At 63.6% G+C, this 25,398-nt stretch carries 26 protein-coding genes and 1 tRNA gene; 13 read left to right on the top strand and 14 right to left on the bottom strand.

Annotation, left to right across the window (positions count from 1 at the left end; genetic code table 11):
• Positions 1–47 precede the first annotated feature (47 nt).
• The 9 genes from trpA to aroA form a co-directional block, all read right to left on the bottom strand.
• On the bottom strand, positions 48–884 hold the full coding sequence (gene trpA / locus ABID59_RS24470) for a tryptophan synthase subunit alpha (protein ID WP_354085082.1): 837 nt from the start codon (positions 882–884) through the stop codon (positions 48–50).
• A complete protein-coding gene (trpB, locus tag ABID59_RS24465) occupies positions 881–2,098 on the bottom strand; it encodes a tryptophan synthase subunit beta (protein WP_354085081.1) in 1,218 nt (405 codons plus the stop codon). Before trpB ends, trpA begins: the two co-directional genes overlap by 4 nt.
• Positions 2,095–2,754 (bottom strand): phosphoribosylanthranilate isomerase, encoded by a 660-nt coding sequence (locus tag ABID59_RS24460; protein ID WP_354031292.1) that lies wholly within the window; start codon positions 2,752–2,754, stop codon positions 2,095–2,097. Before ABID59_RS24460 ends, trpB begins: the two co-directional genes overlap by 4 nt.
• 65 nt (positions 2,755–2,819) lie before the next feature.
• Entirely contained in the window at positions 2,820–3,212 is a 393-nt protein-coding gene (locus ABID59_RS24455; RefSeq protein ID WP_354085080.1) for a lipopolysaccharide assembly protein LapA domain-containing protein, read from the bottom strand.
• Positions 3,213–3,283: 71 nt separating this feature from the next.
• Positions 3,284–3,589 carry an integration host factor subunit beta gene (locus ABID59_RS24450; protein ID WP_007598410.1) on the bottom strand — a complete coding sequence of 102 codons (306 nt, stop codon included), beginning with the start codon at positions 3,587–3,589 and terminating at the stop codon, positions 3,284–3,286.
• Positions 3,590–3,770: 181 nt separating this feature from the next.
• A complete protein-coding gene (gene sppA / locus ABID59_RS24445) occupies positions 3,771–4,751 on the bottom strand; it encodes a signal peptide peptidase SppA (RefSeq protein ID WP_354031291.1) in 981 nt (326 codons plus the stop codon).
• 185 nt (positions 4,752–4,936) lie between these two features.
• A complete protein-coding gene (rpsA, locus tag ABID59_RS24440; RefSeq protein WP_148749073.1) occupies positions 4,937–6,643 on the bottom strand; it encodes a 30S ribosomal protein S1 in 1,707 nt (568 codons plus the stop codon).
• Between the two features lie 264 nt (positions 6,644–6,907).
• Positions 6,908–7,546: a (d)CMP kinase gene (gene cmk, locus ABID59_RS24435; RefSeq protein ID WP_354085079.1), complete on the bottom strand. Its 639-nt coding sequence runs from the start codon at positions 7,544–7,546 to the stop codon at positions 6,908–6,910.
• Positions 7,543–8,928: a 3-phosphoshikimate 1-carboxyvinyltransferase gene (gene aroA / locus ABID59_RS24430; protein WP_502916827.1), complete on the bottom strand. Its 1,386-nt coding sequence runs from the start codon at positions 8,926–8,928 to the stop codon at positions 7,543–7,545. Before aroA ends, cmk begins: the two co-directional genes overlap by 4 nt.
• Positions 8,929–9,039: 111 nt before the next feature.
• Here aroA and ABID59_RS24425 point away from each other — a divergent pair, with 111 nt between their 5' ends.
• Complete coding sequence (locus ABID59_RS24425; RefSeq protein ID WP_148749070.1) at positions 9,040–9,450, top strand: TIGR02300 family protein; 411 nt, start codon at positions 9,040–9,042, stop codon at positions 9,448–9,450.
• A gap of 91 nt (positions 9,451–9,541) precedes the next feature.
• Positions 9,542–9,617: transfer RNA gene (locus ABID59_RS24420), tRNA-Ala, on the top strand.
• Positions 9,618–9,691: 74 nt separating this feature from the next.
• Here ABID59_RS24420 and ABID59_RS24415 read toward each other — a convergent pair.
• Positions 9,692–10,150 (bottom strand): MarR family winged helix-turn-helix transcriptional regulator, encoded by a 459-nt coding sequence (locus ABID59_RS24415; RefSeq protein WP_354085077.1) that lies wholly within the window; start codon positions 10,148–10,150, stop codon positions 9,692–9,694.
• A 156-nt stretch (positions 10,151–10,306) separates the two neighbouring features.
• On the opposite strand from ABID59_RS24415, the gene ABID59_RS24410 reads away from it, so the two are divergent.
• The 10 genes from ABID59_RS24410 (at position 10,307) to ABID59_RS24365 (ending at position 19,767) form a co-directional block, all read left to right on the top strand.
• Complete coding sequence (locus tag ABID59_RS24410; protein ID WP_148749068.1) at positions 10,307–10,732, top strand: organic hydroperoxide resistance protein; 426 nt, start codon at positions 10,307–10,309, stop codon at positions 10,730–10,732.
• A 173-nt stretch (positions 10,733–10,905) separates the two neighbouring features.
• Positions 10,906–12,108, top strand: a complete 1,203-nt coding sequence (locus ABID59_RS24405) for a CaiB/BaiF CoA transferase family protein (protein WP_354085076.1) — start codon at positions 10,906–10,908, stop codon at positions 12,106–12,108.
• A 220-nt stretch (positions 12,109–12,328) separates the two neighbouring features.
• On the top strand, positions 12,329–13,645 hold the full coding sequence (gene ugpB, locus ABID59_RS24400; RefSeq protein WP_148749066.1) for a sn-glycerol-3-phosphate ABC transporter substrate-binding protein UgpB: 1,317 nt from the start codon (positions 12,329–12,331) through the stop codon (positions 13,643–13,645).
• A 55-nt stretch (positions 13,646–13,700) separates the two neighbouring features.
• Entirely contained in the window at positions 13,701–14,582 is an 882-nt protein-coding gene (gene ugpA, locus ABID59_RS24395; RefSeq protein ID WP_148749065.1) for a sn-glycerol-3-phosphate ABC transporter permease UgpA, read from the top strand.
• A complete protein-coding gene (gene ugpE / locus ABID59_RS24390) occupies positions 14,582–15,430 on the top strand; it encodes a sn-glycerol-3-phosphate ABC transporter permease UgpE (protein WP_354085075.1) in 849 nt (282 codons plus the stop codon). Before ugpA ends, ugpE begins: the two co-directional genes overlap by 1 nt.
• A 6-nt stretch (positions 15,431–15,436) precedes the next feature.
• Positions 15,437–16,522, top strand: a complete 1,086-nt coding sequence (locus ABID59_RS24385; RefSeq protein WP_354085074.1) for a sn-glycerol-3-phosphate import ATP-binding protein UgpC — start codon at positions 15,437–15,439, stop codon at positions 16,520–16,522.
• Between the two features lie 243 nt (positions 16,523–16,765).
• The gene (locus tag ABID59_RS24380) at positions 16,766–17,191 is read left to right on the top strand and encodes an Hsp20 family protein (RefSeq protein ID WP_011083554.1); all 426 of its coding nucleotides are present in this window, start codon (positions 16,766–16,768) and stop codon (positions 17,189–17,191) included.
• A 51-nt stretch (positions 17,192–17,242) separates the two neighbouring features.
• Complete coding sequence (locus ABID59_RS24375; RefSeq protein ID WP_148749062.1) at positions 17,243–17,515, top strand: BQ00720 family protein; 273 nt, start codon at positions 17,243–17,245, stop codon at positions 17,513–17,515.
• A gap of 168 nt (positions 17,516–17,683) precedes the next feature.
• On the top strand, positions 17,684–18,370 hold the full coding sequence (locus tag ABID59_RS24370; RefSeq protein WP_354085073.1) for a recombinase family protein: 687 nt from the start codon (positions 17,684–17,686) through the stop codon (positions 18,368–18,370).
• Between the two features lie 146 nt (positions 18,371–18,516).
• Positions 18,517–19,767: a hypothetical protein gene (locus ABID59_RS24365; protein WP_354085072.1), complete on the top strand. Its 1,251-nt coding sequence runs from the start codon at positions 18,517–18,519 to the stop codon at positions 19,765–19,767.
• A 388-nt stretch (positions 19,768–20,155) separates the two neighbouring features.
• Here the strand turns inward: ABID59_RS24365 and ABID59_RS24360 are convergent, their stop codons facing one another.
• Genes ABID59_RS24360 through ABID59_RS24350 form a run of 3 tightly spaced genes read right to left on the bottom strand, consistent with a single transcriptional unit; the run spans position 20,156 to position 23,734 of the window.
• Positions 20,156–21,706 carry an AMP-binding protein gene (locus tag ABID59_RS24360; protein ID WP_354085071.1) on the bottom strand — a complete coding sequence of 517 codons (1,551 nt, stop codon included), beginning with the start codon at positions 21,704–21,706 and terminating at the stop codon, positions 20,156–20,158.
• Positions 21,707–21,763: 57 nt separating this feature from the next.
• Positions 21,764–22,894 carry a DUF5938 domain-containing protein gene (locus ABID59_RS24355; protein ID WP_354085070.1) on the bottom strand — a complete coding sequence of 377 codons (1,131 nt, stop codon included), beginning with the start codon at positions 22,892–22,894 and terminating at the stop codon, positions 21,764–21,766.
• Between the two features lie 36 nt (positions 22,895–22,930).
• Positions 22,931–23,734, bottom strand: coding sequence for an SDR family NAD(P)-dependent oxidoreductase (locus tag ABID59_RS24350; protein ID WP_354085069.1), 804 nt, complete (start codon positions 23,732–23,734; stop codon positions 22,931–22,933).
• 285 nt (positions 23,735–24,019) lie between these two features.
• On the opposite strand from ABID59_RS24350, the gene ABID59_RS24345 reads away from it, so the two are divergent.
• A complete protein-coding gene (locus tag ABID59_RS24345; protein ID WP_354085068.1) occupies positions 24,020–24,658 on the top strand; it encodes a TetR/AcrR family transcriptional regulator in 639 nt (212 codons plus the stop codon).
• Positions 24,659–24,805: 147 nt separating this feature from the next.
• On the opposite strand, the gene ptsN is transcribed toward ABID59_RS24345, so the two are convergent.
• Positions 24,806–25,267 (bottom strand): PTS IIA-like nitrogen regulatory protein PtsN, encoded by a 462-nt coding sequence (gene ptsN / locus ABID59_RS24340; RefSeq protein WP_014438750.1) that lies wholly within the window; start codon positions 25,265–25,267, stop codon positions 24,806–24,808.
• Positions 25,268–25,398: the final 131 nt, after the last annotated feature.

The following is a 25,398-nucleotide window of genomic DNA, read 5'->3' as shown; positions in this document are numbered from 1 at the left end:
TGCCCGGCAAGCCGCCGTGTCGTCCACTTTGGCAGCGGAATTATGGCCTATTCGGCCGCTTGTTTCGCGCCCTTGACGCCCTGGGCCAGCGCCGCGGTCAGCTCAGCCACGGCGTTAACGGTTTTGGCGGTTGCGCGGCCCCCGGCATCGAGGCTGTTCTTGAGCGCGTCGATCAGCGCGGTGCCGACCACGGCCCCGTTGGCATGTGAGGCAATAGCCTGGGCGTTCTCCGGCGTGCGGATGCCGAAGCCGACGCAGACCGGCAATTTGGTGTGGCGCTTGATGCGGGCGACCGCCCCGCTCACGGCGGTCGCGTCCGCCGCAGCCGCACCGGTGATGCCGGTGATGGCGACGTAGTAGACAAAGCCCGAGGTGTTGGCGAGCACCGCCGGCAGGCGCTTGTCGTCGGTCGTCGGCGTCGCCAGGCGAATGAAGTTGAGGCCGGCCTTCATCGCAGGCAGGCAGAGCTCGTCATCCTCTTCCGGCGGCAAATCGACGATGATCAGCCCATCGATGCCGGCGGCCTTCGCATCGACCAGAAACTTGTCGACGCCGTAGATGTAGATCGGATTGTAATAGCCCATCAGCACGATCGGCGTCGCATTGTCGTCCTTGCGAAAGTCGCGCACGAGATCGAGCGTCTTCTTCAGCGTCATGCCGACCTTGAGCGCGCGCAAGCCAGCGGCCTGGATCGACGGGCCATCGGCCATCGGATCGGTGAAGGGCATGCCGAGCTCGATCACGTCGGCGCCCGATTTCGGCAACGCCTTGATGATCTCGAGCGACGTAGCCGGATCGGGATCGCCGGCCATCACGAAAGTGACGAAGGCCGAGCGGCCGGCTTTTTTCAGCTCGGCGAAACGGGTGTCGATACGCGTGGTCACTTGGTCTTGCCCTTCAGGATGTCGCCGACCTGCGGGACGTCCTTGTCGCCGCGGCCGGAGAGATTGACGACCATCAGGTGATCTCTTGGCCGTTTCGGCGCGAGCTCCATCACCTTGGCGATGGCGTGCGCGGGCTCGAGCGCCGGGATGATGCCTTCGAGCTTCGAGAGCAGCTGGAACGCGGCAAGCGCCTCGTCATCGGTCGCGGAGAGATAATTGACGCGGCCGATCTCGTGCAGCCAGGAATGCTCCGGGCCGATGCCGGGATAGTCGAGGCCGGCCGAGATCGAATGCGCGTCCTGGATCTGGCCGTCCGCGTCCATCAGGAGATAAGTGCGGTTGCCGTGCAGCACGCCGGGACGGCCGCCCGCGATGGATGCAGCGTGCAGCTGCGTCAGCCCATGGCCCGCGGCTTCGACACCGAAGATCTCGACGGTGGAATCGTCGAGGAAGGGATGGAACAGGCCCATCGCGTTCGAGCCGCCGCCGATGCAGGCAACAAGAGAGTCCGGCAGCCGGCCTTCGACCTCCTGCATCTGCACCTTGGTCTCGTTGCCGATGATGGACTGGAAGTCGCGCACCAGCGTCGGATAGGGATGCGGACCCGCGACCGTGCCGATGCAGTAGAAGGTGTTGTGCACGTTGGTAACCCAGTCGCGCAGCGCCTCGTTCATGGCGTCCTTCAGCGTGCGCGTGCCGGACTGAACCGGATGCACCGTTGCGCCCAGCATTTCCATGCGGATGACGTTGGGCTGCTGCCGTTCGACATCGACGGCGCCCATATAGACCACGCATTCGAGACCAAACCGCGCGCACAGCGTCGCGGTGGCGACGCCGTGCTGGCCGGCACCGGTCTCGGCGATGATGCGCTTCTTGCCCATGCGCCGCGCCAGCATGATCTGGCCGAGCACGTTGTTCACCTTGTGCGAACCGGTGTGGTTGAGCTCTTCGCGCTTGAGGTAAATCTTGGCGCCGCCGAGATGCTCGGTGAGGCGCTCGGCGAAATAAAGTGGCGAGGGCCGGCCGACATAGTTCTTGAGATAGCCGTTCATCTCGGCCTGGAAGGCCGGATCGGCCTTGGCCGCGGTGTAGGCCTTCTCCAGATCGAGGATCAGCGGCATCAAGGTTTCGGCGACGAAGCGTCCGCCGAAAATGCCGAAATGGCCGCGCTCGTCGGGGCCGCTGCGGTAGGAATTTGGCTTGGCGATGTTCATCGGACGCTCAACTCTTGCGTGGCGCGCGCGGCGCGAATGAAGGCCTTGATCAGCTCGGGGTCCTTGACGCCAGGCGCGCTCTCGACACCCGAGGACACGTCGGCGCCACCGGCGCCGGTGACGCGGAGGGCTTCGGCGACGTTGTCGGCGTCAAGCCCGCCCGAGACCATGTAAGGCAATTTGAGATCGAGATGTTCCAGCAGGTGCCAATCGAAGGCTGCGCCCAGGCCGCCGGGGCGCGTCGCATCCTTTGGCGCGCGCGCGTCGAACAGGATGCGGTCGGCGACCGCGGCATAGCCGGGCAGCACGGCGAGATCGGCTGATGTTGCGACCGGCACCGCTTTCATCACCGGGCGGCCGAACTTCTGCTTGATATCGCGCAGCCGCGCGGCGCTCTCTTGGCCGTGGAGCTGCAATATGTCGGGCGACAGCGCATCCATGATGTTGTCGAACGTGGCGTCGTCGGCATCGACGGTGAGCGCGACCTTGAGCGCACGCCCCTTCACCTGGCGGCCGAGATCGCGCCCCGTCTCCAGCGAGACATGCCGCGGCGACGGCGGGAAGAACACGAACCCCACCATGTCCGCGCCCGCGTCGAGCGCCGTTTCGAGCGTCTCGCGTGTGGACAGGCCGCAGATTTTGACGAGCAGGGACATGATCTCAAAGCGGGTGGAGGCCGCAAGCGGCGGCCGGAAAACGGGTTTTTCAGTCCGGGCCGCTTCTACAACGTCGCGCGCTGCTTGTCTCGCCCGATGGCCCCGTAAAGGCCTACCCCTGATGGCACCGGGAGGTGCCGGGACTCGGGCTTGGCCGGGGCCGTCTGGGCCCGCAGATCGGCCAGCTCGCCCCGGGCGGCCTGTGCATCCGCCTCATGCCGGCGTGCGGCGCGCCGCCAGTGCCGTTGGCCGAACCAGACCGCGCAGCCGCCGGCGATCACGCCCAAAGCAGCGACCAGGATCAGCAGCAGGAACAGAGGCAGCGTGACCGACAGGGCCGGATCGGCCGCCATAAAGGGATCGAACGAGACGGTGACGAAATGCCGGTTGGCGACCGCAAAGGTCAACAGGATGAGGGCCAGCGGAATCACGATCAGCGCGGTCAGGAACTTTCGCATCGCGAGCGCTCGTCTTGAATCAAGCTTGCTGCCGCATCATGCGGCCGTTCGGTTAAGCCCGGACGACAGACTTAATCCGGCGCGCCAGGATCCGGATGATCGCGGTTCAACCGCTCGCGCATTTCCTTGCCGGTCTTGAAGAACGGAACGCTCTTCTGATCGACGGGGACATGGGCGCCGGTACGTGGATTGCGGCCGGCGCGCGCAGGGCGGTGCTTCACCGAGAAAGCGCCGAAGCCGCGCAGCTCGACGCGGTCGCCGCGCGCGAGTGCCGCTACGATCTCCTCGAGAATCGCATTCACAATGTTCTCGACATCCCGCTGGTACAGATGCGGGTTGTGCTCGGCGATACGCTGAACAAGTTCGGATTTGATCATCGAGAGATAGGACCCGGGAGCGTGCGGATGACCATTTCCGTGAAAATGCCTTGATCTGTCAAGACGCTAAATGAAGCTTGAGCGTCGTGAAAATGCGTGACAAATGCCGAAAAAGCGGGCTGCGCAGCTACCCGCGAGACGGGAAAAAGCTCTTGAGCTCGCGTTGTTCCCGCCTTTCCGGTCAATTCGACGCAGCCGGCTGCCACAGGGCCAGCATTCCATCCAACCCGACGCGATCGACCGCCTGCACGACGCCGGTTTGCGCGATTTGATGTGCAATCGAGCCGAATCCAAGCGCTTCCAGCGTCACCGCGGCTGCCGTCTTGAGGAACGTTAGGTCGCCAAAGCGTGGCTCGAGCTTGTAATCGCGCACGCTGAGACCCTTCTTGACGCCCTTCTGCTCCTCGAGCCAGGTCACGGCGGTTTTCTCGTCGCCGAGCTGATCGATCAGCTTGAGATCGATCGCCTGGCGTCCGGTGAAGACGCGGCCATCGACGACTTTTTCGAGCTGCGTGTCATCCATGCCACGGCGCTGCTTCACCAGATCCTTGAACCAGGCATAGGAATCCTTCACCAGCGCATCCAGCGCGGCCCGGGCCTCGGGGCTGGTCGGCTCAAAACCGTTGGGCGCGGCCTTCAGCGGCGTGGACTTCACTTCCTCGACCTTGACACCGATGGTCTTCAGGAGGTCCGAGACGTTGGGAAACTGGAACAGCACGCCGATCGAGCCGACCAGCGAGCTCTGCTGGGCGATGATGTGATCGCTGGCAATGGCGGTGATGTAGCCGCCGGAGGCGGCGAGACCCTCGACCACGACGACCAGCGGTTTCTTCGCCTTCAGCCGGGTGAGCGAGTCATACAGCTGCTCGGAGCCGGCGGTGGTGCCGCCCGGCGAGTTGACGTGAACGATGACGGCGGCGGCCTGCGAAGTCTCCAGCCGCTCCAGCGCCTGCGTGCGGTCGGAATCGCTGCGGATCAGGCCATCGATCTGCACACGCGCGATCGAGCCGGCGGTAGCGAAGGTGCCGCGCGCGCCGGGTGTTGCGATCAATGCAAAGCCCGCGATCGCAGCGATCGCGATCAGCGCGGCCATCACGCGCCAGAACGTCAGCTTGCGGCGGATCCTGCGGCGATCGACGATGATGTCCGAATCGAGCGACATCGGAATATCTCCAAATGAAAGGCCGCTGGCGTTGTGCCGTCACAACGTGACCAATGGCTTGTCTGGATACATCAATTGCGGCGCAATTTGAAGAAAACAAGGCCCCGCGTCGCCCGAACGGAGCCGCAGCAAAAAAGCCCCGGCTCGCGCCGGGGCTTTGATGTCAGCGAAAAGAAGCGTTTCGCTTACTTGCTGTCGCGGTTCTTGAGCGCGGTGCCCAGGATGTCGCCAAGCGTCGCACCCGAATCCGAGGAGCCGTACTGCGCGATGGCTTCCTTTTCTTCGGCGACTTCGAGCGCCTTGATCGACACCTGGACCTTGCGGGCCTTCTTGTCGAACTGGATCACGCGGGCATCGACCTTCTCGCCGACGGCAAAGCGTTCGGCGCGCTGGTCGTTGCGGTCACGCGCGAGCTCCGAGCGCTTGACGAAGGTGGTGAAGTCGGTCCCGGCGATCTTCACCTCGATGCCGCTCTCCTTCACTTCGAGCACTTCGCAGGTCACGACCGCGCCCTTCTTGACATCGCCCGGCTCGGCGAAGGGGTCGCCTTCGAGCTGCTTGATGCCGAGCGAGATGCGCTCCTTCTCGACGTCCACATCGAGCACCACGGCTTTCACCACGTCGCCCTTCTTGTAGTTGTCGATCACCTGCTCGCCCGGAAGCTTCCAGTCGAGGTCGGAGAGATGGACCATGCCGTCGACGTCGCCTTCGAGACCCAGGAACAGGCCGAACTCGGTCTTGTTCTTGACCTCGCCCTCGACGGTCGAACCGGTCGGGTGACCTTCGACGAAGACCTCCCAGGGGTTGCGCATGGTCTGCTTGAGGCCGAGCGAGATGCGGCGCTTGACGGAATCGACTTCCAGCACCTGCACGTCGACTTCCTGCGAGGTCGACACGATCTTGCCGGGGTGCATGTTCTTCTTGGTCCACGACATCTCGGAGACGTGGATCAGGCCTTCGATGCCCGGCTCGAGCTCGACGAACGCACCGTAGTCGGTGATGTTGGTGACACGGCCGGTGAAGCGGGCACCCAGCGGATACTTGGCTTCGATGCCCTGCCACGGATCGTCCAGCAGCTGCTTCATGCCCAGCGAGATGCGGTGCGTCTCGTGGTTGATCTTGATGATCTTGACCTTCACGGTCTGGCCGATCGAGAGCACCTCGGTCGGGTGGTTGACGCGGCGCCACGCGATGTCAGTGACGTGCAGCAGGCCGTCGATGCCGCCGAGGTCAACGAACGCACCGTAATCGGTGATGTTCTTGACCACGCCGTCGATGACCTGACCCTCTTCGAGATTCTGCACCAGCTCCTGACGCTGCTCGGCGCGGGTCTCTTCCAGAACCGTGCGGCGGGAGACGACGATGTTGCCGCGACGGCGGTCCATCTTGAGGATCTGGAACGGCTGCGCGTTGTTCATCAGCGGCGCAACGTCACGGATCGGACGGATGTCGACCTGCGAGCGCGGCAGGAAGGCAACGGCACCGTCGAGGTCGACGGTGAAGCCGCCCTTGACCTGGTTGAAGATGACGCCCGTGACCTTCTCGTTGTTCTGGAACGCCTTCTCCAGCTTGCCCCAGCTCTCCTCGCGGCGCGCCTTGTCGCGCGACAGCACGGCCTCGCCGAGGGCGTTCTCGATGCGATCGAGGAACACTTCCACCTCGTCGCCAACCTTGATCTCGCTGTCACGGCCGGGGCCGGAAAATTCGCGCAGCGCAACGCGGCCTTCGGTCTTCAGGCCGACGTCGATGACGGCCATGTCCTTTTCAATTGCAACCACCTTGCCCTTGACGACGGAGCTCTCCTGCAGGTTGCCACCTGCAAAGGACTCGTCGAGCATCGCGGCGAAATCGTCACGCGAGGGGCTATAGGTATCAGCGGAAATCGAAGCCATTTGTTCTCCAGTTGCGGATGTCTTGCCGGCCGTTGGGTTTTTGGGCGTATCGGACGTGCAGTGTCGGAAGGTCCACAAAACCTTCGGGCGACCGCTCGCTGCTCCGGCCTGAAGCCGGAACAGCGGAAGCGGGCCGGCTGGGCCCGCACGTGCGATACGTGGAATCTTTTGTCCGGAGCCTGGATCACGTCGGCCCCAAACAGGGACCGAGAGTATCGACCTCAAAGAGCGGGAGCGGGCGCTTCCTCCAATGACGGCTGCGGCTTAACCCCGCGACCGGCCCGCTCGGACGGCCTCGATAATGTCGATGGCGGCCCGGACGCCGCCTTCTATATCCAGTTGGGAGTTATCTAGCAAGTAAGCATCCGCGGCCGGTTTCAAAGGCGCAATTGGCCTGTTCTTGTCCCGTTCGTCGCGCTGGATGATGTCGGCGAGCACCGCAGCCTCGTCCGCCTCCTCGCCCCGCGCCCTCGCCTCCATGGTGCGGCGGCGGGCGCGGACTTTTGGATCAGCCACGACGAAAATCTTCACGTCGGCATCGGGGCAGATCACGGTTCCAATGTCCCGGCCATCCAGCACCGCGCCGGGCGGACCGGCGGCGAATTGCCGCTGGAAATTGAGCAGGACCTCGCGAACCCTGGGGATCGCCGAAACGATGGAGGCGCCTTCGCCGGCCGCCTGGGTCTTGAGGGCGGGATTGCCGAACTTTTCGGGATCGAGTTCCAGCGCGGCCTGCACTGCAGCCGCCTCGTCCCGGAGATCGTGGCCGGACTGCATCAGGGCGTAGGCGACCGCACGATAGATCACGCCGGTATCGAGGTGACGATAGCCGTAATGATGGGCGAGGCGCTTGCCGAGCGTGCCCTTGCCCGAGGCCGCGGGTCCATCAATGGCGATGATCATGAAAACTCGGCCCCTAGCGACCGCATCATCGGAATGAAGTCCGGGAAACTGGTGGCGATGAAAGCGGTGTCGTCGACCGTCACCGGCTGATCGGACGCGCAGCCCATCATCAGCGCCGACATCGCGATACGGTGGTCCATATGCGTGGCGACCGTGCCGCCGCCGGGGACATGGCCGCGGCCCTCGACAATCAGATCGTCGCCGGAGACAGTGACCTTCACCCCGTTGACGCGGAGCATGTCCGCAGTGGCCTCGAGCCGATCGGATTCCTTGACGCGCAGCTCCTGCAGGCCGCGCATGATGGTCGTGCCTTCGGCGAACGAAGCCGCGACCGCCAGCACCAGATATTCATCGATCATCGAGGGCGCGCGTTCCGGCGGTACCTCGACGCCGCGCAGTTTTGACGCGCGCACACGCAACTGCGCCATCGGCTCGCCGGCGTCGCCGCGCACTTTGCTTTCCTCGATGGAAGCGCCCATTTCACGCAGCGTCGTAAAAAGGCCAGTCCGAAGCGGATTGGTCATCACGTCCGAAAGAACGACATCGGAGCCTTCGACGATCAGCGCCGCGACGACCGGAAATGCCGCTGAGGACGGATCGGCGGGCACGATGACGGTGGCGCCATGCAGCTCGGGCTGGCCGACCAGCGTGATGCGGCGGCCGTGAGCGCCCTCGACGACCGAGGTGATATCCGCGCCAAAATGCTTCAGCATCAGCTCGGTGTGATCGCGGCTGGCCTCGCTCTCGATCACGGTGGTGGTGCCCGGCGCAGACAAGCCCGCCAGCAGCACCGCCGACTTGATCTGGGCCGAGGCGACCGGAGTCTTGTAGGTGATCGGCAGCGGATCACGCGCGCCCTGGACGGTCAGCGGCAGGCGGCCACCCTCAGCGGTAGAAGCGACCCTGGCGCCCATTTTTTCCAGCGGATCGAGGATCCGGCGCATCGGGCGGCTGCGCAGCGAGGCATCGCCGTCGAACACCGCCGAGATCGGGCAACCGGCGACGGCGCCCATGACCAGCCGGCAGCCGGTGCCGGAGTTGCCGAAATCCAGCGCGGCCTTGGGCTGGGCAAAGCCTCCGACGCCGACGCCCTGCACCGTCCAGGCGAAATCGCCGGTGCGCTCGACCTTGGCGCCGAGCGCCTGCATGGATTTGGCGGTGTTGAGGACGTCCTCGCCCTCCAAAAGGCCTGAAATCCGGGTCTCGCCGACAGCCAGCGCACCCAGGATGAGGGCGCGGTGGGAGATCGACTTGTCGCCGGGCACCCGTACTTTTCCGGTCAGGGGACCGCTTGCGCGCGACTTGAGCGGCGTCGGCTTGTCGGAATGGGTCAAGATTGTGTCCTCGAATGCGTCCGAAGAGGCTGCGGGCAGGTACCACATGGTCCCTCCGCCGTCACGAGCATGTCTTTCTCTCGTAATGCGCTATTGACAGCGGGCCGCCAACTAGCCAAGTGAAACACCGCTTTTCAGACATCCCAGGATTCCTCTGCCGTGGCCAAGTCCGAACTCGGAACCAAACGTATTTGCCCGACTACGGGCAAGAAGTTCTACGACCTCAACAAGACTCCGGTGATCTCGCCCTATACCGGCGAAGTGGTCCCGATCGCGCCCGTGGCGCCGGCGCGTGTACCGCGCGGCGCCGAAGCCCGCCACGCTGCAGCAGCGGCGGACACCACGCCGGAGCCGGCCGAGGTCGAAGAGGTCTCCCTCGAGGAGGCCGATGCCGAGGAGAACACCGGCAAGGTCAAGGCCGTCGTCCCCGAATCCGAGGACGATATCGAGGTCGACGAGACCATCGACGACGACGATGACGATGATTCGACCTTCATTGCCGACGAAGAAGAAGGCGATGAGGACGTGACCGACATCATTGGTGATGTCGGAGGCGATGAAGAGACTTGAGATCAGCCCTGATCTGTGAAAAAGGGTGCACCGCGCGAGTCACCAGGCTCGCCGGTCGGGAGTGATCCACCAGGATCGTCCCAGGACTTAAGGGGCCATAGCTCAGCTGGGAGAGCGCTTGCATGGCATGCAAGAGGTCGGCGGTTCGATCCCGCCTGGCTCCACCAGCCTTCGCTCGCTTCGCGAGCTTCGGCTGGGCAAGCCCGGGAAGTCCCTCGTAGCGAGGCCGGGCTTTAGCGACCTACTCCCCAATCACCGCATTCAGCCGATCGCGCAGCGCGACGATCTCGTCCTTCATTGCGACCAGCTCTGCGACCGAGCAGTCCGACGCGGCCAGGATCGACTGGGGGACGCTGCGCGCCTTGTCCTTCAGGGCGTGCCCCTGCGGCGTCAGCGCGATCAGGACCTGACGCTCATCCTCGCTGGAGCGCGTGCGCTTGACGAGGTGCGCGGCTTCGAGTCGCTTGAGCAGCGGCGTCAGCGTGCCCGAATCCAGAAACAGCTTTTCGCCGATATCCTTAAGTGGCACGTCGTCGCGTTCCCACAGCACCAGCATCACCAGATATTGCGGATAGGTCAGGCCGAGCCGGTCGAGCAGCGGCTTGTAGACGCGGTTGAAGGCATGCGCGGCTGAATAGACGGCGAAGCAGATCTGGTTGTCGAGGCGTTGCGGATCCAGGGTCGATAATTTCCGGGCCATAGAGAATCTCACGTGATTGACCCGCATTGTGGGACCGGGCGGGCCGACATTCAATTGCGAACAATTAAATGTGAGGCATGCAAATTTCAATTGCGCACAATCTAATTGTTTGCGATACAGGCGCCACCACAACCCGAAGACCCTGAGGAGACGAAAATGTCCGTGAACGTCCTCTACAAGACCAGCGCAAAAGCCACCGGCGGCCGTGACGGCCACGCCGCGACCCTCGACGGCGCACTCGACGTCAAGCTCACCACACCGAAGGAGCTCGGCGGCGGCGGCGGCGCCGGCAACAATCCCGAGCAGCTGTTTGCGGCCGGCTATGCCGCCTGCTTCATCGGCGCGATGAAGTTCGTGTCGTCGCAGGGCGGCCCGAAGGTTCCCGCCGACGCCTCCGTCACCTCGACCGTCGGCATCGGCCCGCGCTCGGAAGGCGGCTTCGGCCTCGACATCGATCTGGCCGTCTCGCTGCCGGGGCTATCCCGCGCCGACGCCGAGGCGCTGGTCGAGAAGGCACATCAGGTGTGCCCGTACTCCAACGCGACGCGCGGCAATGTCGACGTCCGCCTGACGGTCGTCTGATCTGACGGTGGATTTGGCTGGCCCGAGATCCCCCTTGGGCCGGCCGCTTCCGCCAGATCTGCCGCGCCGCGGGATTGCGCGGCGGCGCATACGCCCCCAAGCGGCAAGCCATTGCTGGCTTGGACGAACCTCGCTAGGCCTGTGATCAGACGTCGACACAGGGGAGCGAAGGCATGACTGAAGCCGTTTTGGGCGCAATGAGCGGACTGCGCGTCGTCGATCTCACGCGCGTGCTCGGCGGTCCCTACTGCACCCAGATCCTCGCCGACCATGGCGCCGACGTGATCAAGGTCGAGCCGCCGGCAGGCGACGAGGTGCGCGACTGGGGCCCTCCCTTCCACGAGGAAGACGCGGCCTATTTCGTCGGCATCAACCGCAACAAGCGCTCCATCGGCCTCGACCTCGCCTCCGAAGGCGGCCGTGTCGTGCTGCTCAAGATGCTGGAGACGGCCGACGTCCTGATCGAGAATTTCAAGCCGGGCACGCTGGAGAAATGGGGCATCGGCAACGACGTGCTCAGCCAGAAATTCCCGCGCCTGGTGCATTGCCGGATCTGCGGCTTCGGCGCCGACGGGCCGCGCGGCGGCAATCCCGGCTATGACGCCATCATCCAGGCCATGACCGGCATGATCGCGGCGACCGGCTCGCCGGAGAGCGGGCCGATGCGGATCGGCGTGCCGCTGGTCGACATCACCACCGGTCTTTACGCAGCGATCGGCATCCTGATGGCGCTGTCCGAGCGGCAGCGCTCCGGCAAGGGCCAGTTCCTGGAGACGACGCTGTACGAGACCGGCCTCGCCATCATGCATCCGCACACCGCGAATTATTTCATGCATGGCAGGCCGCCCGGCCTCACCGGCAACGAGCATCCGAACCTCGTGCCCTACGCGATCTTCCCGACCAGGACCGACGACATCTTCATCGGCGTCGGCAATGACGGCACCTTCCGCAAGCTCGCCAAGGAGATCGGTAAGCCCGAGCTCGGCACCGATCCGCGCTTTGCCCGCAACAAGGACCGCATCGCCAACCGCGACGCGCTGCGCGCCGAGCTTGCCGCGGTGTTCAGCCAGCACGAGGCCGAGCCGCTGTGCAATCGCCTGCTGGCCGCGGGCCTGCCCGCGGGCCCGGTGCAGAAGATCGACCAGGCATTGACCAACCCGCACACGATCGCGCGCGGCGATGTCATCGAGAAGGACTGGTACAAGGGCGTGGCCTCGCCGATCCGACTCGATCGCAACAAGCCGAGCCTGCGCCGCCTGCCGCCGAAATTCAGCCAGCACTCCCAGGAGGTGCTAGGCGAGTTCGGCTACTCAAAGGCGGAGATCGACGCGATGGTCGAGAGCGGCGTAGTCTGCGGGCCCGAGCGCAAGCGCTAGGGCCCTCGCCTCGTCACCCAAGCAAATGCCGCAGTGCGGCACGGGCACGCATGTACACTGCGGACGGAGGAGGCTGCCCGAGCGCGCGTCTTCGCCTATTTGATGGCTTCCCTTTTGGCAGCGCTTGCTGCTTTCGTTTCGGCCGCTTACACAGTCATGTGAACGTCATGTGGCGCTGCTAGCGCAAGCGCTTCTTTTTGACGGCCAAGGGAGGTACTTGATGGCTCTTCGATATTTTGGGGCGGCTGCCGCTGTTGCATTTGCGGTTGGCATGACGGCTTCGCCGGCGCTGGCCGTGACTGAAATCCAGTGGTGGCACGCGATGACAGGCGCGAATAACGACGTCATCGTCAAGCTCGCCAACGACTTCAATGCGTCGCAGAGCGACTACAAGGTCATCCCGACCTACAAGGGCAGCTATCCCGACACCATGAACGCCGGCATCGCCGCGTTCCGCGCCGGCAACGCCCCGCACATCATGCAGGTGTTCGAAGTCGGCACCGCGACCATGATGGCCGCGACCGGCGCCGTGAAGCCCGTCTACAAGCTGATGACCGATGCCGGCGAGAAGTTCGATCCGAAGAATTATCTGTCCGCGATCACCGGCTACTATTCGACCTCGAAGGGCGAGATGCTGTCCTTCCCCTTCAACTCGTCGTCGACCGTCATGTGGGTCAACCTCGACGAGCTGAAGAAGGTCAACGCAGAGATCCCGAAGACCTGGCCCGAAGTGTTCGAGGTCGCCAAGAAGCTGCACGACAACGGCCATCCGACCTGCGGCTTCTCCAACTCCTGGGTCACCTGGGTCAATCTCGAGCAGCTCTCCGCCTGGCACAACGTGCCGCTTGCCAGCAAGGCGAACGGCCTCGACGGCTTCGACACCAAGCTCGAGTTCAATGCGCCGCTGCAGGAGAAGCATCTCGAGAAGCTGGTCGAGCTGCAGAAGGACAAGACCTACGACTACGCCGGCCGCACCAACCAGGGCGAAGGCCGCTTCACCTCGGGTGAGTGCGCGATCTACCTGACCTCGTCGGCCTTCTTCGGCAACGTCAAGGCGCAGGCCAAGTTCAACTTCACCGCTGCGCCGATGCCGTATTATCCTGACGTCAAGGGCGCACCGCAGAACTCGATCATCGGCGGCGCTTCGCTCTGGGTCATGGGCGGCAAGTCGGCCGACGAATACAAGGGCATCGCCAAATTCCTGACCTTCCTCTCGGACACCGATCGTCAGGTCTACATCCACAAGGCTTCGGGCTATCTGCCGATCACCAAGGCCGCCTACGAAAAGGCCAAGGCCGAGGGCTTCTACAAGGATCAGCCCTATCTCGAGACCCCGCTGCTCGAGCTGACCAACAAGGAGCCGACCGAGAACTCGCGCGGCCTGCGCCTTGGCAACATGGTTCAGCTCCGTGACGTCTGGGCCGAAGAGATCGAGCAGGCGCTGGCCGGCAAGAAGACCGCCAAGCAGGCGCTCGATGCCTCCGTCGAGCGCGGCAACACGATGCTGCGTCAGTTCGAGAAGACCGCCGTAAAATAAGGCGAAGGCGCCGGCGGAACCGCACGACGAGCGGCCCGCCGGCGCCACCCCCATCATGCAAAAGCAAGCGATTTTCCAATCAAAGCTGCTGCCCTACGCGCTGGTTGCGCCGCAACTCGCGATCGTTCTGATTTTCTTCTACTGGCCGGCCGTGCAGGCCGTCATTCAGTCCTTCCTGCTGCAGGACGCTTTCGGCCTCTCGACGAGCTTCGTGTGGTTCGAGAATTATGTCGAGCTGTTGAGCGATCCCGCCTATTTCGAGACGATCGTCCGAACCTTCTTCTTCTCGTTTGCGATCGCGGCGTCCTCGCTCTCCGTGGCGCTGCTGCTCGCGGTGATGGCGGACAAGCCGATGCGCGGCGGCGCCGTCTACCGCACGCTGCTGATCTGGCCCTATGCCGTGGCGCCGCCCGTGGTCGGCGTGCTCTGGGTCTTCATGCTGCATCCCTCGCTCGGCGTGCTCTCGCGCTATCTGCGCGCCGCCGGCATCGAATGGAATCCGCTGCTCGACGGCAATCAGGCCGCGACACTGGTCATCCTTGCCGCCGCGTGGAAGCAGATCTCCTATAACTTCCTGTTCTTCCTCGCAGGTCTCGCGAGCATTCCGAAGAGCGTGCTCGAGGCCGCCGCGATCGACGGCGCGCGCCCGATGCGCCGGTTCTGGACCGTGACCTTCCCGCTGCTGTCCCCGACCATCTTCTTCCTGCTGGTCGTCAACATCGTCTACGCCTTCTTCGACACCTTCGGCATCATCGACACCATGACCCGCGGCGGTCCCGGCAAGTCGACGGAGACCCTGGTCTACAAGGTCTACAACGACGGCCTGATCGGCGGAAACCTCGGCAGCTCCGCGGCGCAGTCGGTGATCCTGATGGTCATGGTCATCGTGCTGACCGGAATCCAGTTCCGCTTCGTCGAACGCAAGGTGACCTACTGATGGTAGAGCAAGAAGGCTTTCGACGCTACGTCGCCCACATCATCCTCTGGATCGGGATCGCGATCGTCGCCTTCCCGGTCTACGTCGCCTTCGTCGCCTCGACCCAGGACAACGCGCTGATCGCCAACGGGCAGATGTCGCTGTTGCCCGGCGGACATTTCTTCGAGGTCTACTACCAGACCATCTTCGTCGGCACGAGCGGCTCGACCCGCGAGCCCGTCGGCAACATGATGCTGAACTCGCTGGTGATGGCGTTGGCGATCGCGATCGGCAAGATCGCGATCTCGATCATCTCCGCCTATGCGATCGTCTATTTCCGTTTTCCCTTTCGGATGCCGATCTTCTGGATCATCTTCATCACGCTGATGCTGCCGGTCGAGGTCCGCATCTATCCGACCTACAAGATCGTCGCCGACCTGCACATGCTCGACAGCTACGCCGGCCTCGCGCTGCCGCTGATCGCGTCGGCCACGGCAACGCTGCTGTTCCGCCAGTTCTTCATGACCGTGCCGGATGAATTGCTGGAGGCCTCGCGCATCGACGGCGCCGGCCCCTTGCGCTTCTTCTGGGATACGCTGTTGCCGCTGTCGCGCACCAACATGGCCGCGCTGTTCGTGATCCTCTTCATCCTCGGCTGGAATCAATATCTCTGGCCGCTGCTGATCACCACCCGCGACGACATGCAGACCATCCAGATCGGCATTCGCAAGATGATGACCACTAACGATGCGCTGACCGAATGGCCGATCGTGATGGCGACCGCCGTGCTGGCCATGCTGCCGCCGGTGTTCGTCGTCGTCGCCATGCAGAAACTGTTCGTGCGCGGCCTGGTCGAGACGGAGAAGTAGAGAGTTATGGCCAACGTCACCCTGCGCAACGTCCGCAAGACCTATCCCGGCGGCTTCGAGGCCATCAAGGGCGTCAACGTCGATGTCGGCGACGGCCAGTTCTGCGTGCTGGTCGGCCCCTCCGGCTGCGGCAAGTCCACGCTGCTCCGCATGGTCGCGGGCCTCGAGACCGTCACCGGCGGCGAGATCGACATCGGCGGCCGCGTCGTCAACCAGGTCGAGCCCGCCGATCGCGACATCGCGATGGTGTTCCAGAACTACGCGCTCTATCCGCATATGAGCGTGTTCAACAACATGGCTTACGGCCTGCGCAATCGCGGCATGAAGGAAGCCGAGATCAAGACCCGCGTCGAGGAAGCCGCGCGCGTGCTCGAGCTCTCGGCGATGCTGGAGCGCAAGCCGCGCCAGCTCTCCGGCGGTCAGCGCCAGCGCGTCGCCATGGGCCGCGCCATCGTGCGCCAGCCAAAGGTGTTTCTGTTCGACGAGCCGCTGTCGAACCTCGACGCCAAGCTGCGCATCGCGATGCGCGTCGAGATCCGCAAATTGCAGCGCCGCCTCAAGACGACGTCGGTCTACGTCACCCATGACCAGCTCGAGGCGATGACGCTCGCCGACATCCTCGTCGTGATGAATGGCGGCCAGGTCGAGCAGATCGGCAATCCCCTCGCGATCTACGAGAAGCCGGCCACGACCTTCGTCGCCTCCTTCATCGGCGCGCCGCCGATGAATCTGATGTCGATGCGCACCGAGGAGATCAAGTCGCAGCTTGGCGGCAGCGCGGGCGAGGCCGGCATCCTCGGCATCCGTCCCGAGGATTTTGCCATCACCGACCAGACCCCGGCCGGCGGTGTCGCATTGCCGCTGACGGTGGAAGCGATCGAACGCGTCGGCGCCGAAACTTTTATTTACGGCTCGCGCGCCCAGGACGAGCAGCGCGTCGCCGCCACTCCGGGTGAGCTGCCGCCGGGCGAAGTCATCGTCCGCATTCCCGGGACCGAGGCCCCGGCGATCGGTGAGAAAATCCGGGTCGCGGCAGTGCGCCAAAAGCTGCATTTGTTCAGCGGCGACGGGCGGACGCGGATCGAGGCCTGACGGGTCCGACAGAACGGCCGACTAAAGACCCGAAAACAACCCCATGCACAGTAGAGCGGGGCCTGTTTTCATTGGGATAAATCGCCCGCAAATTCGTCACGGCGGGGCGACGGCGGAAGCAGTGAATCCACAGCCCCTGCTACGTCCTTGAACCCACATGGGGATATGCCCATATTGCTGAGCAAGGGGCGCCGCTTCCGGGCCCTGAAATGCCAAAGTCGCTTCGAGAGGACTTTGTAAACTATGTCTCGTGTTCCCACGTTATCCAGTCCGTTCCTTCTGGGCTTCGACGAGATTGAGCGCGTGCTCGATCGCGTCGTCAAAGGCGCCGACGGTTATCCTCCCTACAATATCGAGAGGTGCGACCGGTCGGACGGCCAGCCCGAGCGGTTGCGCATCACGCTGGCGGTCGCCGGATTTACCCGCGACCAACTCGATGTAACCATTGAGGAAAACCAGCTCGTGATCCGCGGACGACAGCAGGACGACAAGACCCGGCAATACATCCATCGCGGCATCGCCGCGCGCCACTTCCAGCGCACCTTCGTGCTGGCGGAGGGGATGCTAGTGCTGGGTGCGGATCTGAAGAACGGGTTGTTGTCGATTGATCTTGCCCGGCCAGAACCGGAGAGGATCGTTAAGACAATCGCTATCAATGAGCACGAATAATGGAACGAGTAGCGGACTCGACCGCTTAGTTTCTGTGAAGGAGTCGAGACCATGAGTGAAGGTCATGTTGCGTTCGAATATGAAGCCAAGACGGTCTCTCCGGAGACGCTGGCAAGCCTCGGCGAAGGCCACATCGCCTATGTGAAGCAGATCCGCTCCGAGGACGTGCCCGGCCTGTTTCCCGAGGCCCCGAAGATTGCGCCCGGCCTCAAGCTGTTCGCGCTCCACGCCGCCGACGGCACGCCGATCATGCTGACCGACAGCCGCGAAGCCGCAGTCGCCAATGCCTGGAGCAACGAGCTGCAAGCGGTGAGCGTGCACTAAGCACGCTCGCGTCGCACGAATAGAAATTTGGCGGGCATGCCTTCATACGAAGGCATGCCCGCTTTGCGTTTCGAGCAAGGAGAGTTGGCCAGCTCCAGCGGAGGCAGCCGATCACGCTCAAGATAACGTAACAAACGTCGCTCATGTATAATGGTAAAATCATCGAAATTGACGAAAGCGATTGCGTACCTGAGGACGTCGAGTGCGGCCAATGTCGGGGCCGACAAGGACAGCGACAAGCGCCAGCGGGCCGCGATCGAAGCATTGGCGAAGCGGGCCGACCTGGAGATCACGGAGGAGTTCTACGACCAGGACGTCAGCGGTGCGGACCCGATCGAGAGCCGGCCGGGATTTTCGGCCTTGCTGGACCGGATCGAGTCCAACGGCGTGCGGACCGTGGTGGTCGAGGATGCATCGAGGTTTGCGCGCCAACTGATCGTTCAGGAGGCCGGCATCATCGCGCTGATCGAGCGCGGCGTTCGGGTGCTTACCAGTTCCGGCGATGACCTCACTGAGACGAACGACCCGTTCAAGATCGCCATGCGCCAGATCGCCGGCGTATTCGCCCAGCTTGAGAAGGCGCGGCTCGTCGGCAAGCTGAAAGCCGCGCGGGATCGGAAACGCGCCACAGGCTTGAAGGTCGAAGGCCGCAAGAGTTATCGCGAGATCGACAACGAGAAACACGACGGCAAGATGATCGCCATGGCCAAGCGGCTCCGCCGAAAGAAGCCTAAGGGCGGTCGCCGGTCGCTCAGAGCCATCGCCTATGAACTGGCGATGGCAGCCTACAAGAGCGAAAGTGGAAAGCCCTATGCGGCGACCGCGATCGGACGAATGTTGGGAGAGATCAAGTGATACTTCCGTGGCCAGCCACTGCGTAGGATCCGAGCCGTGCCTGTCGCACTAGGCGTAAACTCAAGCTTTACCCCGATCTTGTGTGCGGGTTGGTTCTAGCCTTCACAACCACTACAGAGCTGGGGAGGGTCAGAAAGGATCGCGGAATGCGCTGCGCAATCAGCATGGTCTTGACCCTCCTGCTGTCCCCGGGAGTCGGTCAAGCGGAACAGGCGCCTTCTTCACCGTTCTGTATCATCACGGTCCGAGATGGCGCGCCGACCGAGAAGGACCACAATCAAGCTTGGCGGATGATGGACAAGATGATCATGCTGCCCGGCGTGCCGCGTCCCATCATCTACGCGATCGACCGGGGAGGCGTCTGGACCATCGACGAGAACCGAGCCTTCGTCCCGTTTGGGGGAGACTTTCCTCAGAATATATTTTGGGACAAACTCGCGCACGATCCGGAGACCGGCCGGTTCGTTGGCGTCAACGCCCACAGTGGGATCTTCGCGCTCGATCCCGGCGGAACACAATTCACAAGACTCTACGGTGTTAGCAAGGCTGCTCTGCGGCATCCCTATTCGGTGGAGTTTATTCCGCGTTTCAACGGCTTCGTCATCTCCGACGCAAGCGGTCTCTATCTGTTGGACCGGGCGGGTGCGCTCAAGCCACTGCCGGTCTTCAGCCTCATCTCCACAGGCATTCCCTTCACCGTATTTGACTTGCCAGCATTCGACGCGCTCTTGATCAATGCGAGCATACAGGGACCTGCAATGGCGACCGGCTCTCCTGCAGTGGTCGTCCGCTATGACGACGGTCAGGCCATTGTTCCGACCTCGCTCAAGCGGTACGACTTTGTTCGAGGCATCACCGTAGGGGCTGATGGCAGCATCTCCGTGCGGACGCAATTTGATCATCGGACCGTCCGCTTGAGCCGGATACCGAACGCGCCCATTGCTCAGGGCCAGTCGTTTGTCGTGGAGGAGCGCCTGGTACGTCTGGGGACGACTCGCATCGAAGCTCGAAGCATCGGCAAGATCATCGCGAAGGACCCAAAGTCGGGTCTTGCCGAATTGGGACCCGGCGGACCTGCACCGATCGCACTTCCGTTCGATCCTATCCGGGAGCGAATCGACGATATGGTGGACATGCCAGAGTACAGCGCGGTCCTGATCATTACGAATGCTTCGGCTTACATGCTTCGGGAGAACGGCGGCGTCAGCGAAATCAGAGGGGCGCGAGAAGTTGGGGTTTCTCCGATCACGGCTTCAAAAATCCGCCTCATCCCAGTCCGGAACGAAACGATCTTCCTCGGCCGCAACAGCATCAATCTGCTCGTAGACACGCGAATTTCCGGCGAGGCTGCCTGCAACTCCGGCGCTCCGCCGAGGCCATCGGGAACCGCTCACTGAAATTGATCGTCGGCCGCAGGCTCATGGCACGCGCGACGCCCTTAAAAAGCTGGTGAGGCGCCCGTCTCTTCCGACGTGGTCCGGCTTGAAAATGGTACACGACGTCGGTACACAGACCCTACCGGACGGCTTAAAAATCCTAGAAAATGCAGGTTTTCTGGCTGGTGGCGACCCAGTCCTTTCCTGGACACCGCACTTTTTATATCCGTGCATCAGTTGGCTCGCCTGCTTTTGCTGGCACTTGCGTGGGGCGAAGGCCGCCTGGAGCAACGAGCTGCAGGCGGTGAGCGTGCACTGAGCACGCGCGCGTCACACGATAGAGTTTCAGCGGGCGTGCCTTCGTACGAAGGCGTGCCCGTCTTCTTTCTCTTGGGCACCAGCTAGGCCCTCACGGTGATGGCGTTTGCTTGTAACGATCCGACAGCCGCGCGCGGATGTCCGGCTTCAGCACCTTGCCGACCTTGGAGCGCGGCAGGTCGTCCCAGACTTCGATCTGCTTTGGTGTCTTGACGCTGCCGATCCGCTGCTTGACGAACGCCGCCAGCCCAACCGCATCGACGCTCTGGCCGGCGCGGGGCTGCACCACGGCGACGATCCGCTCACCCCATTTTTCGTCCGGAAGGCCAATCACGGCGCAATCCTGCACCGCCTCATGCGCCCGCAGCGCGTTCTCGACCTCGATCGAGTAGACGTTGAACCCGCCGGTGATGATCATGTCCTTGGCGCGATCGACGATATAGAGGTAGCCGTCGTCGTCGATGTAGCCGATGTCGCCGGTGTGGTGCCAGCCATGCGCGGAGGCCTCCACTGTCGCCTCTGGATTTTTGTAATAGCCCTCCATCACCAGCGAACCGCGGACCACGATCTCGCCGCGCGCGCCGGTCGGCAGCAAATTGCCGTCGCCATCCATGATGCCGGCCTGCACCAGCGGGCTGATCCGGCCGGCCGAGGCGAGACGCTCCATCGCGATGGTGCCGTCGGCATTGTAATGCTCGCTAGGTGCCATCATCGAGATCATCATCGGCGCTTCGGTCTGACCGAACAACTGCGCCATCGGCCCGATACGCTGGAGCGCCTCCGCAAGCCGCGCGGCCGAGATCGGCGCCGCACCGTACCAGAAGCATTGCAGCGACCCGAGCTTCGCGGAATCGAGCTTTGGATGATCGAGCAGCATGTAGATCACGGTCGGCGGCAGGAAGGTATGCGAGACGCGATAACGCTCGATCAAATCGAGAAATTCGGCGATGTCGGGGTGATGCATGATCACGATGCGGCCGCCGAGCGCCATGATCGGGAAACACAGCACGCCGGCCGCGTGGGTCAGCGGCGCGAGCGCGAGATAGATCGGACGCCCCTTGAAAGGATAGCCCATCAGCGTCAGTGCCGTCATAGCCTCGATATTTCGGCCCGACAGCATGACCCCCTTCGGCTTGCCGGTGGTGCCCCCCGTGCCGGGGATCATTGCGAGATCGTCGATCGTCTCACGTTGATAGGGATCGTCGGCGAGGCCGGCGAGCCAGCTGTCGAACGAGGGGGCGAAGGATAACTCGGCATCGAGGCAGACGAGGGCGCGCAGCTTTGGCAGCTCTGTGCGCACCGCCTCGACCATCGGCGCGAAGCTCGAATGAAACAGCAGCAGGCTGCAGTCGAATTGGTCGAGGATGAGCCGATTTTCGACCGCCTCGTTGCGCGGATTGATCGGGCACCAGACCGCACCGCCACGGGAAATGCCGAACACGCAAGCAAACGCGACCGGATCGTTGCCGGAGAGGATTGCGACCTTCTCGCCGGCAGCAATACCCGATCGCGCGAGCCCGCGCGCGACGCGGTAGCTCAGCCCCTGCACCTCGCGATAGCTGAGGTCGCGCCCGTCCATGGTCAGGCACGGCGCACCAGCGCCGAGCGAGGCACCTTTGTCCAGGTAATCGATGAAGCGCATGATCAACACCCGAAGCGGCAGCGGGTGACGCGGAGGTCCGCGCCACCCGCGATTGACTTAATCGTGCACGGTCAGAACAGGCTTGCTGACGAGCCCGAAGCTGCGCAATTGCCCGAGCAGCTCGTGATGGCCGAACGCCTGGCAGCCGGAGGCGAACCCCACGCGCTTCGGAGGCTGCTGCAGCAGGTGCGCCGCGGCATAGGCCTGCAACATGCCGGTCTGCTTGTAGTTGCTGTTGCCATTGATGACGCAGTGCGCGCGCCCCAACGGGCCGGAGGCATGCACCGAATCCAGCGACTTGTTGACGCGCGGGTTCTCGCGCGGCGGCATAGTGTTCATCACACCGGCGGCGGTCTGCGCCAACGCGGCGTAGCGGTCGTCGGGCTTCATGTCCTTGGTCGCGTCCAGCGCGGCGGCGACGATCTGCGGCACGGCCAGCATCAGCCCGCGGTTGAACACGCCGCCCAGCACCTTCACGTTGGCCACGCGCGGATCGCGCTTGAACCACACCGGGTGCGAGGTGCCGCCCCAGGGCAGCGCCAGCGCCAGCTCGTGCTGGCCGGGGATGGCGAGGTTGTAGAGGCCGGCATCGGGCTGATGCTCGACGTACTTGTTTTGCTCCAGGTAGTAGGCCTTGGCCATCGCGGCGTTGACCAGGATGGTCTGCGTCGATGCGATGGTCGGGCTGCCACCCCAGAACACGGCGATATCAAGCGTGTCGAGGCCGGGCGTCTCCAGGCACAGCTGCGCGGCGATCTCGCCGGTGGTGTACATCTGCGCGATGCCTGGCGCCAACAGCAGCCCGGCATTGGCGAACTTCGCGCCCCACTCCTGCTCGAGCGTGATCAGCCAGTCCTGCTCGCCGGTGGTGTCGCTGTAATGACACTTGGAAGCCAGGCAAGCCTGCACCACTTCGCCACCGAACTTGGCGAAGGGGCCCACGGTGTTGAGCACCACCGAGGCGCCCTTGAACAATTCAGTCAGCGCGGCCACGGTGTGCGGCACCTTGACCACCTCGTAGTCGGCGGTCTCGATGCCGGCCACATTCGACTTCATCGCGGCGTTGAGCTTCTCAGCGCTGCGGCCGGCGGCGATGAAGGGGATGTTGTACTCGCGTAAGTATTCGCAGACCAGCCGGCCGGTGTAGCCGGAAGCGCCATAGACGATGACGGGCTTCTTCTCGCTCATTGCGATCCTCCAAATTGCTTGTTGTCGGCCTTGTTGTCACATGCCCATGCCGCCATCGACCGGCAGTCCGATGCCGGTGATGAAGCGCGCCTCATTCGAGCACAGGAACACCGCGGCATCGCCAATGTCCGAGACCTCTGCGAGCCGGCCGAGTGGGGTTTGCTCGACCACCGAGCCGACTGCGGCGTTGACGTCAGCCGCGAGTCCTACCTTGACGATGTCGTTGGCGAGCTGCACTCCCATGTCGGTCGGGATCAGGCCCGGATAGATGCAGTTGACGCGGACCCCATAACCGAGCTTGCCGGCTTCCATCGCCGCGACCCGCGTCATGCGGTCGACCGCGGACTTGGTGCCGGAGTAGACCGCGATGCTCGGGAAGGCGATCGTTGCCGCGACCGAGGCGATGTTGACGACGGCGCCGCCCTTGCCGGCCGGCCCGCCCGGGCGCATGGCACGGAAGGCGTGCTTCATGCCGAGCACGGTGCCGACGATATTGACGTCGCACATCCGCCGCGCGTCCTCGGCCTTGACCTCGCTGACGAGCGACGTGATCTCGATGCCGGCATTGTTGATCAGGATGTCGTAGCCACCGAGGGTTGCGACCGTCTTGGCGATCGCCCGCTCCCATTGGGCGTCATCGGTGACGTCGAGCTGGACGAATCCCGTCGTCACGTCTTCCTTCGCGACTGCAGCCGCGCTGGCACGGCCGGTCTCTTCCAGGATATCGGCGATCATGATCGAGGCGCCGGCTCGCGCCAACGCCTGTGCGATGGCCGCGCCGATTCCGCGGGCACCTCCGGTGACCAGGGCTTTCCTGCCTGCAAGGCTCTTCCCACTCATGACGCACTCCTCCGTTGCTGGTGATTGATCGATGCGTGCTGCGCCAATCGGCGCGCACCAGGTCGATGGGCGCCAAGCCTTTCGGCGGCACCCAGCGAAGCGTTCCTCCATGGTCGGATGTCTTGACGACCGTCCAAATTCTTGATGCGAACCTCCGCCAGAAGCTTGACACTTGTCAAGAACGAATTTGACAGTTGTCAAAGGAAGTGGTTGTGAGGGGATGGAGCATTCCGCGGTCGGCGCGGTATAAGTCCTTAAAAGAACGGGACTGAGGATAAGGACAAGATGGCGCGGCAGGTGACGGGAGCGGCCCGGCGTGTGGCTGATGCGGCCGAGGTGCTGCGCGACGAGAAGTTCAATGCACGGCGCATCGAGCTTGCCGAGGCCGCGCTCGAAACGCTTGGAGAGCTCGGCTTCGCACGCACCAGCCTGCGCGAAATCGCGCAGAACTCGGCGTTCACGCACGGCGTGTTCCACTATTATTTCAGCGACAAGCTCGACCTGATCTGCTGCTGCGTCCGCCACTACAAGGCGAAGTGCGTGACGCGATATGATGATGTCGTCACGACAGCAACGAGCCGCGACGAGCTGACGGAGGGTTTCCTCGCCAAGCTCGCCGCAACGCTGCAGAACGAAGCCCGTATGCACCGTCTCTGGTACGACTTGCGCTCGCAGGCGATGTTCGAGGCGGCGTTTCGCAAGGACGTGCTCGAGATCGACAAGAGCCTGGAAGCGATGATCTGGCGCATCGCCTCCCGCTATGCCGAGCTCGGCGGCAAGCGGCCGGCGTCGTCGCCGGCCGCGCTCTATGCACTGTTCGACGGTCTATTCCAGAGTGCTCTGCTCAAGCACCTCGCGGGTGACAAGACGGCGATGCCCGAACTGCTCGACGAAGTCCGGCACCTGCTGCCGACGGTCTGCTGAAGCGCACGAGACGCGTCGGCGATGTTTCCGCGTCGTCATTGCGAGCGCAGCGAAGCAATCCAGAATCTTTCCGCGGAGGGACTCTGGATTGCTTCGCTGCGCTCGCAATGACGGCGTTGAGACAGCTACGCGCTCGATGACGAGCGATTACGCCGCGGTCGCGGGCGGCAGCGCCAGCACCGAATAGATCGCCTGCGCATCGCGCGAGGCGCGCAGCTTCTTGGCGATGTCCTGGTCGCGCAGCAGGCGGGCGATGCGGGCCAGTGCCTTCAGATGATCGGCGCCGGCGCCTTCGGGGGCGAGCAGCAGGAAGACGAGGTCGACCGGCTGGCCGTCCATCGCTTCGAAATCGATCGGGCGATCGAGCCGGGCGAACAGGCCGAAAATCTTTTCCAGCTTGGGCAGCTTGCCGTGGGGAATGGCGACGCCGTAGCCGACCGCGGTGGTGCCGAGCTTCTCGCGCTGGAGCAGCACCTCGAACACGGAGCGCTCGTTCTGGCCGGTCAGCTCAGCGGCCCTGGCTGCGAGCTCCTGGAGCGCCTGCTTCTTGCTGTTGACCTTCAATGCCGGAAGTATCGCCTCGGGCGCGACCAGATCGGTAATCGGCATGGAAGTGTTCCGAGGTGAATTAAACCGTCAGGTTCCGAATTGGCCGGCTCGATCAGATCGAGCCCGGCCGGCGTCAAGAAGGTGAAGCAGGAGGCGGACTTAGCCCCGATCCTGATGTTGGGGCGCTTCTA

Source organism: Bradyrhizobium sp. S3.3.6, assembly GCF_040546905.1.
Taxonomy (GTDB): Bacteria; Pseudomonadota; Alphaproteobacteria; order Rhizobiales; family Xanthobacteraceae; genus Bradyrhizobium; species Bradyrhizobium cytisi.
This window is presented reverse-complemented; position numbering and strand designations above follow the sequence as displayed.